Raw genomic sequence first — 12,972 nt, 5'->3', positions numbered from 1 at the left:
TCTGGACAGAGCACTCCCCATGCCACTTCCCTTGAAAAATCATGAATTTATTATTTACCGATAGCAAAACAAGGTCTTACAGGTCTGACCAGAAAGAAAGCTGTTCGGAACGTCAGTTTTATGCGGACTCGCAATCGTGCACAGGTGAATGCTCACGCATCAAGACAGCGCAATCTCGTCTCGCCGCCGAGGGAAGGTGCACGAACACTCTGAAAAGGGAGAATGGAAATCATGGCCAGGGCTCTGGCAAAGAAAGATGGCAGATGGGGGAGCTCCCCATCCATCATCGAGACTCAATCAGGATAAAGCTTGCAGCCGAGTGTCCCGGCTGCTGTCAGCAACAGCCCTTGCTGATCGTCGGCCGACGTACCTGACCGTACACAGCCAGACAATGGACCTGGCTGACCCAATGGCTGGGCACAAGTGTCCAGGCTTGAGGGTCGTCACCGGCTACATCCGTTGGCTGAATCACCTCGCCCTCTGTCAGCGAGCGATAATGTGACGATGGTGTTGGCTGCGCGCCTGTCGACGGGCCGTGGGCGACATTCGAAGGTTGTTGCGTAGAGCGTTTCAAATCCATGCCGTTGAACTCCTGAGGGGGGGTGACGTTCAAGCGCAAAGCAAAACGCACGCCAGAGCCTCCCGGAAGCGCGGGAGTGTCAACGCGTCAGGCCAAGGTGTTGTCCAGAATGAACTCAATCAACGCCCTGGATGCCGCTGATAATTGTCGGTGAGGCGGGTAAATAATCGAGAAGGGTCGACTGCGGCCACTCAGCTCCGGAAGTATTTCCACCAGTTGCCCCCGCTGCACTCTGTCCCGGACGATGAAGTCATAAGTCTGGCAGATGCCCAGGCCGCTTTCGGCCAGCGAAACGATGCCGAGGACATCATCCAGAACCTGCACATTGGCTTGCGGTAGCCATTCGATATTTTTCCCGTCAAGGCAGAACAACCACGGCCCGATCTTGCCGCTGCTGGGCATGATGAACGGCAAGCAGACGTGCTCGCCTAACCTCTCAAGCGTCGTAGGAATGCCGGCGCGAGCCAGGTACTGGGGAGACGCGACCATGCATAGTCGAGCATCTTCCAGTTTGCGGCCCACCAGACCACTGTCCGGCAACTGCCCCAGGCGAATCGCCAGATCGTAACCTTCGGCGACCAGGTCGACATTGCGGTTGGTAATGCTCAACTCCACTCGCACAGCCGGGTATTGCCGGGCAAACGCACTGAGCAGCGGCGGCAAACGATGATGCCCGTAAGTCGTCGGCACGCTCATCCGAACGCGCCCGCTCAACTCGCCTTCCTGGCCGCGAATGTTGCGCTCCACCTCTTCAATCTGGGCAAACGCCAAACGAGTCTGTTCCAGGTACAGCTTACCGGCGTCGGTCAGGCTGAGCCTGCGGGTGGTGCGTCGCAACAATTGCACGCCAAGACGCGACTCAAGTCTGGTCAACGCACGGCTGAGCACCGAAGGCGTAGTCGCCAGGGCGACGGCAGCAGCACTGACAGTGCCCTGCTCCACCACACGAATAAAGGCTTCCACATCGCCGAGATGGTCGAATTTACGGGGCATTATTGCCTCTCAGGTCCAAATGAATTCCATTGACGGTAGTTTATCGCCATATCACACATCAATAGAGTACCCAGGCAGGGGCGGCAACCGTTCGCCCGATTATTTCTGGACGCGACATGAAAACACTGACCCGTATTGCATTGGCCACAGCCCTCGCCAGCACCAGCCTGGCGGCCAGCGCTGGCAACGTACTTGTGGTGCTTTCCGATTCGGCGAAACTTGATTTGAAGGACGGCAAAGTCTTTGCGACCGGCTTCTACCTGAACGAGCTTTTGCAACCGGTGAAGATGCTGCTCGACGCTGGCCATCACGTCACCTTTGCGACCCCGAACGGCAACGCGCCGTCGGTGGACAAGACGTCCATCGACAAAATGTACTTCAACAACGATGAGACAGCGCTTCAGACCTATAAGGACTTGCTCGATCAACTGAAACTGACCCTGCCGGAACAATCACCGGTCATCAGCCTTTCCCGGGTAGAACAGATCGGTTACGCGCATTTCGACGCGGTCTACATTCCCGGTGGCCATGCACCGATGCAGGATCTGCTTCATAGCCGTCCGCTGGGTCGCTTGCTGGCGGATTTCCATGGACAAGGCAAGACCACCGCACTCGTCTGCCATGGCCCGATCGCCCTGCTGTCGACCTTGCCTGACGCCGAAAACTTCACCCGCCAACTCCAGACCGCGAAGCCGGTGAAGGGTCGCGCCGACTGGATTTATGCGGGCTACAAGATGACCGTTATCAGCAACAAGGAAGAGGAAGAAGCCAAAGGGCTGCTTAATGGTGGCGCCATGAAGTTCTACCCGCAAACCGCGCTGGAAAAAGCCGGTGGGGTGTACCGCAGCAATGCTTCGAACTGGACGCCTAATGTGGTCATCGATCGCGAGTTGATCACGGGCCAGAACCCAGCCTCGGCCATCGAGGTCGGCAAGGCATTGCTCGCTCGACTGAAATAACACAGGCCCTGTGGGAGTTCGCTCCCACAGGGCCTGGGTCAACCTGGCTGTCAGGTCAGCAACACTTCGGCCCTGCCTTGCCGCCGTAACGAGCTTCCTGACGCTCCCGAAAGAACGCCTCGTAGCTCATCACCGGCTTGTCCGGGTGTTCGGTTTGCATATGCTCGACGTAGTTGTCGTAGTCGGGCATGCCGACCATCAGGCGCGCGGCCTGACCGAGGTATTTGCCCAGGCGACTCAGGTCATTGAACATGCTGCCCTCCTCGATCAAGCATCTGGCAGCGCATGGAATGGCGCTTCTTTATCCGTACGTTCTTTGGTGCCCCAGGCGGCAATGCCGACTTTAAGCGCAAAGAACAGGATGCTGAACACCACGAGCAGGAACAACACTGTCAGCGTCGCGTTGGTGTAGGCGTTGTAGATCACGTGCTGCATCTGCTCGATGCTCTTGGCCGGAGCCAACACCTGACCGTTGGCCAGGGCATCACTGTACTTCTTCGCCAGCGACAGGAAGCCGACCGCCGGGTTGGCGTCGAACAGCTTGATGAAGCCTGCAGTGGTGGTGCAGATCAGCAGCCATACCGCTGGCAGCATGGTCACCCACACATAGCGTTGGCGTTTCATTTTGATCAGCACAACGGTTGCCAGCATCAGCGCGATACCGGCCAGCATCTGGTTGGAGATACCGAACAGTGGCCACAAGGTGTTGATCCCGCCCAACGGGTCGATCACGCCTTGGTACAGCAGGTAACCCCACATCGCCACGCAACCGGCGGTGGCGATCAGGTTGGCGGTCCAGGATTCGGTGCGTTTCAGCGCCGGTACGAAGGAGCCGAGCAAGTCCTGCAGCATGAAACGTCCGGCACGGGTACCGGCATCGACCGCAGTGAGGATGAACAGCGCTTCAAACAGGATCGCGAAGTGGTACCAGAACGCCATGGTGTTTTCACCCGGCAGCACGTGATGCAGGATCTGTGCGATACCGACCGCCAGAGTCGGCGCACCGCCGGCACGGGCCAGGACGGTGGTTTCACCGATGTCCTTGGCCACCGCTTGCAACGCTTCCGGCGTGATGGCAAAGCCCCAGCTGCTGACTGTCTGCGCAACCGAAACAGCATCGGCGCCGACCAGAGCTGCCGGGCTGTTCATGGCGAAGTACACGCCCGGCTCGATCACCGAAGCGGCCACCATCGCCATGATCGCCACGAAGGATTCCATCAGCATGCCGCCGTAACCGATGTAACGGGCATGGCCTTCGCTGGCGAGCAGCTTCGGCGTGGTGCCGGAAGCAATCAGTGCGTGGAAACCCGAGACCGCGCCACAAGCGATGGTGATGAACAGGAACGGGAACAGCCCACCCTTCCACACCGGCCCGGTGCCGTCGATGAACTGGGTCAATGCCGGCATTTTCAGCTCGGGCATGGTGATCAGAATACCGATCGCCAGTGCGACGATGGTGCCGATTTTGAGGAAGGTCGACAGGTAGTCACGTGGCGCCAGAATCAACCACACCGGCAACACCGCCGCCACGAAGCCGTAGCCGATCAGCATCCAGGTAATTTGCAGTCCGGTGAAGGTAAAGGCCTTGGCCCACACCGGGTCAGCGGCAATCTGCCCGCCCAGCCAGATAGAACCCAGCAGCAACGCCACGCCGATCACCGAGATTTCACCGATACGACCCGGGCGGATGTAGCGCATGTAGACGCCCATGAACATCGCGATCGGGATGGTCGCCATCACCGTGAAGATGCCCCACGGGCTTTCGGCCAGGGCCTTGACCACGATCAGCGCCAGCACCGCGAGGATGATGATCATGATCAGGAAGCAGCCGAACAGCGCGATGGTCCCGGGAATGCGGCCCATTTCTTCACGGACCATGTCACCCAGTGAGCGACCGTTGCGGCGGGTGGACATGAACAGGACCATGAAGTCCTGAACCGCACCGGCCAACACCACGCCGGCAATCAGCCACAGCGTACCGGGCAGGTAGCCCATCTGCGCCGCCAACACCGGACCGACCAGCGGCCCCGCGCCGGCAATGGCTGCGAAGTGGTGACCGAAGAGTACGTGTTTATTGGTCGGCACATAGTCCAGACCATCGTTGTTGAGTACGGCGGGAGTGGCTCGATTGGGGTCGAGTTGCATCACCTTGGTGGCGATGAACAGGCTGTAGTAGCGGTATGCGACAAGATAGATAGCGACGGCTGCGACTACGATCCAGAGGGCGTTGATGGCTTCGCCGCGGCGCAGGGCCACGACACTTAGCGCAAACGCTCCCAAGACAGCCACGGCAAACCAGGCGAGGTGTTTAGCCAGACGGGGCATAGCGTGTCTCCTGCCGACAGTCTGTGACTGCGGCGGTAATTATTATAATTGTGTCCGCTTTGCGGAGCGGGCCCAATATCCCCCCATGCTGTCGACAAATAAATCCGCGTTACTACGTACGTGGCGTCTACGTAGTTCTACGTAGACGGTTTGTCATTCTGTCCAGCACCGCTACTGGAGGCGCGTATCTTTGGCATATGATGCCGGGCCTTCGCCCTCCCTCGGTCTGGCCAGGAGTAGAGATGCAGCTCAAACACAAAATCGTCGCGCTCGGGATTCTGCCGCTAGTGTTGGCGATCGCGGTCATCTGCGCGCTGGTGATTTCCCTGAACCGCCAACTGGGCGATCAACAGGCGCAACTGATCGAAGACAGCATTCTGGCCAGCAAGCGCGCAGAGCTGAAAAACTACGTTGAAATGGCGCAAAGCCTGATCGCGCCGCTGTACGACAACGGCCGTGGTGACGAACACGCACAGCAACAAGTGCTGGAAGAACTGCGCAAGCTCAGCTTTGGCATCAACGGCTACTTCTTCGTCTACGACCGCGAGGGCCGCAGCCTGATGCACGCACGCCAGTCAGAGCTGGTGGGCCAATACCTGTGGGACATGAAAGACCCTCACGGCCTGCCGGTAATACAGGCGTTGCTCAAAAGCGCGGCATCCGGCGAAGGTTTTCAACGTTACGCCTGGAACAAACCCTCTTCCGGCCAAGTGACCGACAAACTCGCCTACGTGGTGATGCTCGATCGTTGGGGCTGGATGCTCGGCACCGGCATCTACCTTGAAGACGTTGAACGCGCCACCCAGCAAGCGCGTGCCGAAGTGGCTCAGGGCATCCGCACAACCATGCTGGCGATTGCCGCGGTGGCGCTCGTGGCGGTGCTGTTTGTGTTCGCCAGCGGCATGACGCTGAATGTCAGCGAGCATCGCCTGGCCGACAAAAAACTGCAGCGCCTCACCCAACGCATCGTCAGCTTGCAGGAGGAAGAGCGTTCGCGGGTTTCCCGAGAGCTGCACGACGGCATCAGCCAACTGCTGGTCTCTATCAAGTTTCAATTCGAACTGGCCAGCCATGTGCTGGAGAACGGCCAAGACAAGGGTTTGAGCATTTTAAGAGACGCCACCGAGCGCCTGGGGGAAGCGATCGGCGAGGTTCGCAGCCTCTCCCACGACCTGCGCTCATCATTGCTCGACACCCTCGGCCTGCCGGCGGCAATCGGTCAACTCGCCGCCGAGTTCGAGCAACGCAGCGGTCTTGTTGTAACCTTCAACGATAACGAATTCGACTGTCACCTGGCCGACGGCGCCGCTGCCTCGCTGTTTCGCATTGTGCAAGAAGGCCTGACCAACATCGAACGCCACGCCCAGGCAAAACACGTCATCATTACCCTGCACGGCTGCGAAAAGTCCGTACGGTTGACGGTGATCGATGACGGCATAGGTTTCAATGTCGCCCAGGTCGAACGTCGCCAGGCCGGCATTGGCCTGCGTAATATCCGCGAGCGAGTCGAGCATTTTGGCGGTCGATTCGACCTGACCTCGATGCCGGGAAGAAGTGAGCTGGACGTGCTGCTGCCGATGAAGCCACCCGGTACAGAACGCTGACTCCACCCATAACAATTAGAGTGAATGCCTGCGATGAACCTGCCCTACCCGATCCGCGTCGCCCTGGTCGACGATCACTCCCTGGTCCGCGATGGAATCAAATCGCTGCTGGCGGTCATGGCGCCGCTGGAAGTGGTGGGCGAAGCCGAGAATGGCGCCGATGCCATCGAGATGGTCGGGCGCTGCCAGCCGGATCTGTTGCTGGTCGACATCAGCCTGAAGGACATCAACGGGCTCGAGCTGACTCGGCTGTTGCGCAGCCAGTACCCGTCGCTCAAGGTGCTGGTGCTGAGCATGTACGACAACTACGAATACGTCAGTGAATCGGTTCGCTCGGGGGCCAGCGGCTATGTGCTGAAGAACGCGCCTTCACGGGAAATCATTGCGGCCATCGAAGCCATTGTCAGTGGCGGGACGTTCTACAGTGCCGAAATCGCGCAACGGCTCATCGCCGATAAAAGTACCGACAACGAACTCACACCACGCGAGAGCCAGGTGCTGTACAAAATGGCTCAGGGGTTGAACAACAAGGAAATGGCTCGCGAGCTGGACATTAGCGTCCGCACGGTGGAAACCCATCGCCTGAGCATCCGCCGCAAACTCAACATCGACAAACCCGCCGCCCTCGTAAAATACGCGATCGATCACGGGATCATCTCTCGTTAGAAGCACTCACACCGTACTCACGTTGACCACACGCGCCGTGCGGATAAACAAAGCACGCACCTTGTCCCAGAAATTTCCCCCCAGTACGAAAAAGCTGCCGACCAACATGGCATCGCCCAGCGCCTGGACCTGCCAGAGGTTCGGTCTCAGCCCCGGCCACAGCGTGTCCACGTAAGGTTCGAGAAATGATGAAATCAGTGGCAGGCAAAACATCACCAGGCCAATTCGATGGCGAGCCGGGCCTACTTCCAGTTCAGTCGGTGCGAGCGTGGAAACGTAGCCAAACACGCTGCGCTTGAGTTGCTGAAAACCAGACTTGCCCATGACGGCGATGGCGAGGATCAGCAGAATCTTGTTGCTGATAAACAAAATGCCTGTCAGTGCCGCGATCTTTGGGCCGGGCACATCCGCAGCGGCGGCGAGCGGCACCAACAGCCAGGCGAGCACTGTCAAACTGAGAATCCCGATGCCTGCTTTGAAACGCCAACCGGTGGAGCTGGGGGCAATCTCGTCCTGGGGACTGGTCATGGTCTTCGTACCCTTCTTTTTCACCCGAATGAATAACTTTCAAAAGCGTAGCAGTTGCTCGATGCCCTGTTTGTCAAACATGACTTTGTGTTTGCCTTGGCTGTACTAACCTAATCAAAACCGGTTCAAGCCCGCCCAACAGCCAGGGCATTCAACATTGGGGACGCTCGGATGAGGTTTTCCCGTGACCAACTTACAGTGCTGCGATGCTGACGCGCCCAGGTACGCTGCTTCTACTGGGAGCCCTCGCTCTTGGCGGCTGCGTGCGTCTTGGACCGGATTTCCAGGCCCCGGGCGAGGCCTGGACAAAACTCTGGAGCAGCCCTGCGCTTGAACAGGCCAGCCAACGACGCGCCTATCCCGATGTGCGCCAGTGGTGGCAAGTGTTCGCCGACCCGGTCCTCGACGGGCTGATTGCCGAAGCGGATGCGCACAATTCCAACCTGAAAATTGCCGGCCTTCGCGTCATGGAAGCCCGTGCCCGGTTGGGGATTGCCCAAAGCGGACGCTATCCGCAACTGCAACAAGCCAGTGCCGAGAGCCTGTACTTCAACCGCCGGCAATCCGGCGGCAGCAACCCGCAAGACAGCCATTTCTGGCAACACAGCGTGGGCTTTGATGTCGGTTGGGAGCTGGATTTCTGGGGGCGCTTCAGTCGAGCCATCGAATCATCCGATGCCAGTTACTTCGCGGCTCAAGCCAACTATGAAGACGTACTGGTACTGCTGCGCGCTCAAGTGGCCGACACTTACTTCTCATTGCGCACCACCGAAGCGCGTTTACGCGTCGCCCGGGAAAACGCCGAACAGCAAAAACGCAATTTCGAGATCACCGAGAAACTGTTCAACAGCGGCCAGAGCGCCGAGCTCGATTTGCAACAAGCCAAGACCCAGTACCTCGGCACCTTGAGCAGCATTCCCGAGCTTGAAGGGCAAGTGCTGCGCACACGCAACGCATTGGCCGTGCTGATCGGACAACCGCCCAGCGCCCTGCCCCAACTGCTGGAAAACCAGGGGCTGATTCCGCTGGTAGACCGTGCCGTGCTGCAAGACGTACCCGCCAGCCTGCTGTTGCGTCGACCGGACGTACGCGCCGCCGAACTCAACGTCGCCGCCCAATCGGCACTGATCGGTGTGGCAGAAACCGACTTCTATCCATCGCTGACCTTGCTCGGCAGCATTGTCTGGTCGACCGACACACTGAAGGGCACCTCCAACAGCCTGGACCTGATCGGCGGCCCCAGTTTGCGCTGGAACCTGTTTGATCACGGTCAGATCAGCAACAACGTGCGGGTGCAGGATGCGCGGTTGCAGCAGCTGATCGAGGTTTATCGCGACAAAGTCCGCGAGGCTGCACGCGAAGCCGATGATGCCGCCAGCGGCCTGAGCAAATCACTGGAACGCGAGCGCATCCTGAGCGAAGCGCAGGTCGCCGCCAAGCGCTCGCTGAGCCTGGCCAACAGCCAATACCGCGAAGGCTACTCGGACTTCCAGCGGGTGCTGGATGCCCAACGCGCATTGCTCGAACAACAGGACAATTACCTGGTCAGCCGCAGCAATGCCGTGAGCAACCTGATCGCCCTGTACAAAGCCCTCGGCGGTGGCTGGTACAGCGCCCTGCCAACCGTCGACCCAGGCACTCGCCAACAAATGGAACACCGCACCGACTGGGGCAACCTGCTGAATGAACCGGCCCCTTCGCCAGCCCCCTCTTCCACGTCAGACAAGGTCAAAGCCGATGAGTGAACCCTCACCGCCCGCCACTGAAGCGCCCTCTTCCAAGGCGCCCGAACCGGCTGCCGATCCGGCAAAAAAAGGCATCAAATGGGTGCTGCTGCTGATCGTCCTGAGCCTGGCCTGGTATCTGTTGGCTGACCGTTTCACGCCATATACGCAACAGGCTCGGGTCGGTGCCTTTGTGATTCCGGTGGCGGCTGAAGTGGCCGGTCAGGTTATCCGCGTGAATGTGCGCAACAACCAGGACGTCAAGGCAGGCGATGTGCTGTTCGAGGTCGATCAGCAGCCCTATCAAATAGCCGCCGACCGTGCACGCGCGGATCTTGAGTCTACCCGCCGGCAGATCGGTGCCAGCACTGCCGGCATCGCCTCCGCGCAAGCCTCGTTGCGGGCGGCCCAGGCCAATGAACTCAAGGCCCGGCAGGATAACGAACGCCTTGAAAGCCTGTACCGCCAAGACCGCGGAACCATTTCCGTGCGCCTGCTGGAAGCCTCTCGGGCCAGCCGTGAACAGGCCGTCAGCCAGGTCGCCGCGGCCCGTGCCGAAGTCCAGCGAGCACGGGAACAGGAAGGCGGCAGCGAGGAAGACAACGCGCTGTTACGCAGCGCCGCCACGGCGTTGTCAAAAGCTGAACTCGACATGGCCAACACCCAAGTCCGCGCGCGCTCGGCGGGTTTGATAACTGACCTGCGCACCGACGTCGGGCAATTCGCTGCGGTAGGCACGCCGGTCATGACCTTGATTGCCATTCACGATGTGTGGATCAGTGCGGACATGACCGAGAACAACCTGGGGCGGGTCAAGCCTGGAACTCCGGTGGCGATCGTGCTGGACGCGCTGCCGGGCGAAGTCTTCGAGGGGCGAGTGCGCAGCGTCGGCTACGGCGTCAGCGTGGGGCAGACGCCGGCGCCGGGCACCTTGCCCAGTGTGCAAAACAGTCGCGACTGGTTGCGTCCGGCCCAACGCTTCCCGGTGATCATCGAATTTTCTGACGAGGCGATGCAGGTGCTACGTGACAGTCGCGCCATTCGTGCCGGCGGCCAGGCCGAAGTCATGGCCTTTCCTGCGCAGAATAATCCGCTGAATCCCTTGGGACGCCTGTTTTTCTGGCTGATGAGTTGGTTGTCTTATGCCTACTGATCGCCCGCCCAGATTCCAACGGGCGCCGCGTCTGGCCGTCGGCACGGCGCTGTGCCTGGCCATCAGCTTCGGCCTGGCGCTGCCGATTCCGTTTATTGCGCCGGTGCTTTGCGTGTTGCTGTTGGCCACGCTTAACAAACCCCTGCCATTCAAGGCCGGCGTGATGCTGGCAGTGGTTGCGATGCTGACCACCGGCATCGGGCTGTTACTGATCCCGGTCCTGCGTTATTACCCCCTCAGCGGTGTGCTGCTGATCGGTGTCAGTCTGTTCCTGGCCTTTGGTTTCGGGCTGCGCGGTGGCAACGCCCTGGTCGTGACCTTTCTGATCATTGGCCTGACGATGATTTCCTCGGCCGGCGTTGCCGAGTTCGATCTGGCGATGATGGTCATCGGTGCCCTGGTCAAGGCCTTGCTCCTCGCCGTCATCGTCGTCGCGATCAGTCACTGGCTGTTTCCCGACCCGGCCAATGCGCCCTCCCCACCCGCCGCCAGCACTCTGCCGGCGCAGGAAGTGGCGAGGATTGCGCTGCGTGCCACCCTGATCGTGATGCCGGCGTTCTTGTTGGCGCTGATCGACCCGACCAGTTATCTGCCGATCATTTTGAAAGCGGTCAGTCTGGGCCAGCAGAGTTCAACGGTAACGACGCGCAACGCCAGTCGCGAACTGCTCGGCTCGACCTTGATGGGCGGGCTGTTGGCCATTGTGTTCTGGTGCGCGCTCAGCCTGTTCGTGCACTTGTGGATGTTCTTTCTGTGGATGCTGCTGTTCGGCTTGCTGTTGGCGCGCAAGCTCTATGCCCTGAGTCCGACTCGACAAACCCCGGGGTTCTGGCTCAACAGCCTGGTCACGTTGATCATCCTGCTGGGCCAGTCGGTGCAGGACAGTCTTGCCGGCAAGGACGTCTATACCGCCTTCGCCGTGCGCATGGCGCTGTTTATCGCCCTCACGCTCTATGCCGACCTGATGGTTCACCTGATCGAACAGCGGCAGCGAACGCCTGGTGCTCAGGGCGTTACCTGATAACCGCGCCCTTGCAGGCAGCTGGTATAGGCGGTTGAACTGGTCGCCGCGCTGGTTTTTTGCTGCGCCCGGCGCTCCTGACGCTGGCGCGCGCCACCGACTACCGCGCCCGCCGCTGCGGTTTGCCCGGCGCGGTTCTGGCGATATTCCTGTTTCACATCGTCGTCGACCCGCTCGTAAAACTCGTCATGTTGACGCCCCCGCACCTCAGCGCCCACCGCCCCGGCAGCGGCACCCACCGCAGCACCGCGCAGTCGCCCGCCCGAGGGTGGCGGCGTTGAGGCGCTCTGACTCGCCGCGACATTGCGGCAATCATTGATGTCCAGCTGGATTTGTTGCGAACTCTGCCCTTTCAACGGCACGACCGTTTCGGCCTGAACCTGCGTACAGGCCATCGACACTACGACACACAGACTGAAAGACGATAACCGACTCATGATGACCTCCGACAAGGTCCACTGTGTTGGCGGGCGAGCGTCTGACTGGGAAGTTCCTGGAACAGCGCTCGATAACTGCTGGAAAACCGCCCCAAATGCCAGAACGACCAGTGCATCGCCACTTGCGCGACTGTCGTGTCGCTGGCCGTTCGGCTGAGCAACTCACGGCGCGCACTGTTGAGCCGGCGCAAGCGCAACCAATGCGAGGGCGTCATCCCGGTGTACGCCTTGAACGCGTGCTGCAACTGACGCAACGAAACCCCAGCCACCTGGGACAGTTCCAGCAAGTTGAGGGTTTCTTCCGGGGTATCGGCGGCCCATTCGGCGACGCGCTTCATGATCGTTCGCTCTTCGGCCCGACGCTGCAAGCCTGCGCGATCCAGGCACACACAGGCGTTATCGAGGATGAACAAACAGTCCTCCAGCAACTGCTGGGTCAATGCCTCTTTGCTCGGCGGATCCAGCGTCTGCTCCAGTCGCGTCAAGGTGCCGCTCAACCAGCGGCTGAACAGCGCGTTCTGCCCGCAATTGAGCGGCGACATGAACAAGCCTTCGAGCCGCGCCACGTCCAGTCCATGCCGTTGAACGAATTGCGGCCCGAACACCACGGCGATTTCCTGGTAGTTCTCCGGGGTGATCCAGATGTTGCGGCTCTCGCCGTTCAACATGTACAGCGAGTTGTCGTTGCGATCGAAACAGAACGCCAGTGAGCCTTCGGGGGCGCTGAAATTCTGCTCGACCCGGGTGTTCATCTGCTCTTCGTAAATCTCCACGCCTTGCAAGTCCAGATAGCGCACCCGCCCGGCGAAATGCCCCGGCGACATCTGCTGATAGTGCTGCACCCAACCCGGTGTGGCGCGGATCTGCTCGGCCACGTCGGCGGTGTTGAAGGCTTGAACCTGTAACGGATTGCACGCTGTCATGGGGTGACCTTACGCACTCGTTTGGTGCGTTTTGGTGCTGCTTAAAGTGGATAGATGGA

Annotated in this window: 13 protein-coding genes; 6 read left to right on the top strand and 7 right to left on the bottom strand. The window is 59.9% G+C overall.

Annotation, left to right across the window (positions count from 1 at the left end):
• Positions 1-334 precede the first annotated feature (334 nt).
• Both JUI81_RS00490 and JUI81_RS00485 read right to left on the bottom strand, forming a co-directional pair.
• On the bottom strand, positions 335-631 hold the full coding sequence (locus JUI81_RS00490) for a hypothetical protein (RefSeq protein ID WP_204123357.1): 297 nt from the start codon (positions 629-631) through the stop codon (positions 335-337).
• A gap of 36 nt (positions 632-667) precedes the next feature.
• Positions 668-1,573 (bottom strand): LysR family transcriptional regulator, encoded by a 906-nt coding sequence (locus JUI81_RS00485; RefSeq protein ID WP_019649709.1) that lies wholly within the window; start codon positions 1,571-1,573, stop codon positions 668-670.
• A 116-nt stretch (positions 1,574-1,689) separates the two neighbouring features.
• Between JUI81_RS00485 and JUI81_RS00480 the strand changes: the two genes are divergently transcribed.
• The gene (locus tag JUI81_RS00480; RefSeq protein WP_204123356.1) at positions 1,690-2,532 is read left to right on the top strand and encodes a type 1 glutamine amidotransferase domain-containing protein; all 843 of its coding nucleotides are present in this window, start codon (positions 1,690-1,692) and stop codon (positions 2,530-2,532) included.
• A 55-nt stretch (positions 2,533-2,587) separates the two neighbouring features.
• Here the strand turns inward: JUI81_RS00480 and JUI81_RS00475 are convergent, their stop codons facing one another.
• Together JUI81_RS00475 and JUI81_RS00470 are read right to left on the bottom strand one after the other, a co-directional pair.
• Positions 2,588-2,785: a YbdD/YjiX family protein gene (locus tag JUI81_RS00475; protein ID WP_204123355.1), complete on the bottom strand. Its 198-nt coding sequence runs from the start codon at positions 2,783-2,785 to the stop codon at positions 2,588-2,590.
• A gap of 14 nt (positions 2,786-2,799) precedes the next feature.
• Complete coding sequence (locus tag JUI81_RS00470; RefSeq protein WP_204123354.1) at positions 2,800-4,857, bottom strand: carbon starvation CstA family protein; 2,058 nt, start codon at positions 4,855-4,857, stop codon at positions 2,800-2,802.
• A gap of 242 nt (positions 4,858-5,099) precedes the next feature.
• Here JUI81_RS00470 and JUI81_RS00465 point away from each other — a divergent pair, with 242 nt between their 5' ends.
• Positions 5,100-6,461, top strand: a complete 1,362-nt coding sequence (locus JUI81_RS00465) for a cache domain-containing protein (protein WP_018925860.1) — start codon at positions 5,100-5,102, stop codon at positions 6,459-6,461.
• A 33-nt stretch (positions 6,462-6,494) separates the two neighbouring features.
• Positions 6,495-7,127 (top strand): response regulator transcription factor, encoded by a 633-nt coding sequence (locus tag JUI81_RS00460; protein WP_018925859.1) that lies wholly within the window; start codon positions 6,495-6,497, stop codon positions 7,125-7,127.
• A 6-nt stretch (positions 7,128-7,133) separates the two neighbouring features.
• Here the strand turns inward: JUI81_RS00460 and JUI81_RS00455 are convergent, their stop codons facing one another.
• Complete coding sequence (locus JUI81_RS00455; protein ID WP_019578884.1) at positions 7,134-7,655, bottom strand: transporter suffix domain-containing protein; 522 nt, start codon at positions 7,653-7,655, stop codon at positions 7,134-7,136.
• A gap of 206 nt (positions 7,656-7,861) precedes the next feature.
• On the opposite strand from JUI81_RS00455, the gene JUI81_RS00450 reads away from it, so the two are divergent.
• Genes JUI81_RS00450 through JUI81_RS00440 form a run of 3 tightly spaced genes read left to right on the top strand, consistent with a single transcriptional unit; the run spans position 7,862 to position 11,553 of the window.
• Positions 7,862-9,400, top strand: a complete 1,539-nt coding sequence (locus JUI81_RS00450; protein WP_019578883.1) for an efflux transporter outer membrane subunit — start codon at positions 7,862-7,864, stop codon at positions 9,398-9,400.
• Positions 9,393-10,532, top strand: a complete 1,140-nt coding sequence (locus JUI81_RS00445) for an HlyD family secretion protein (protein WP_019578882.1) — start codon at positions 9,393-9,395, stop codon at positions 10,530-10,532. The genes JUI81_RS00450 and JUI81_RS00445 overlap by 8 nt, the downstream gene beginning before the upstream one ends.
• Positions 10,522-11,553, top strand: coding sequence for a DUF2955 domain-containing protein (locus JUI81_RS00440; protein WP_204123353.1), 1,032 nt, complete (start codon positions 10,522-10,524; stop codon positions 11,551-11,553). The genes JUI81_RS00445 and JUI81_RS00440 overlap by 11 nt, the downstream gene beginning before the upstream one ends.
• Here JUI81_RS00440 and JUI81_RS00435 read toward each other — a convergent pair.
• Positions 11,538-11,990 carry a YMGG-like glycine zipper-containing protein gene (locus JUI81_RS00435; protein ID WP_026331641.1) on the bottom strand — a complete coding sequence of 151 codons (453 nt, stop codon included), beginning with the start codon at positions 11,988-11,990 and terminating at the stop codon, positions 11,538-11,540. The genes JUI81_RS00440 and JUI81_RS00435 overlap by 16 nt on opposite strands.
• A complete protein-coding gene (locus tag JUI81_RS00430; protein WP_019578879.1) occupies positions 11,987-12,913 on the bottom strand; it encodes a helix-turn-helix domain-containing protein in 927 nt (308 codons plus the stop codon). Before JUI81_RS00430 ends, JUI81_RS00435 begins: the two co-directional genes overlap by 4 nt.
• Between the last annotated feature and the right edge of the window lie 59 nt (positions 12,914-12,972).

Origin of the sequence: Pseudomonas sp. 008 (assembly GCF_016861935.1) — a bacterium.
GTDB lineage: Bacteria > Pseudomonadota > Gammaproteobacteria > Pseudomonadales > Pseudomonadaceae > Aquipseudomonas.
Note: the sequence above shows the minus strand (reverse complement) of the source record. Positions and strands in the feature narration are given on the sequence as shown.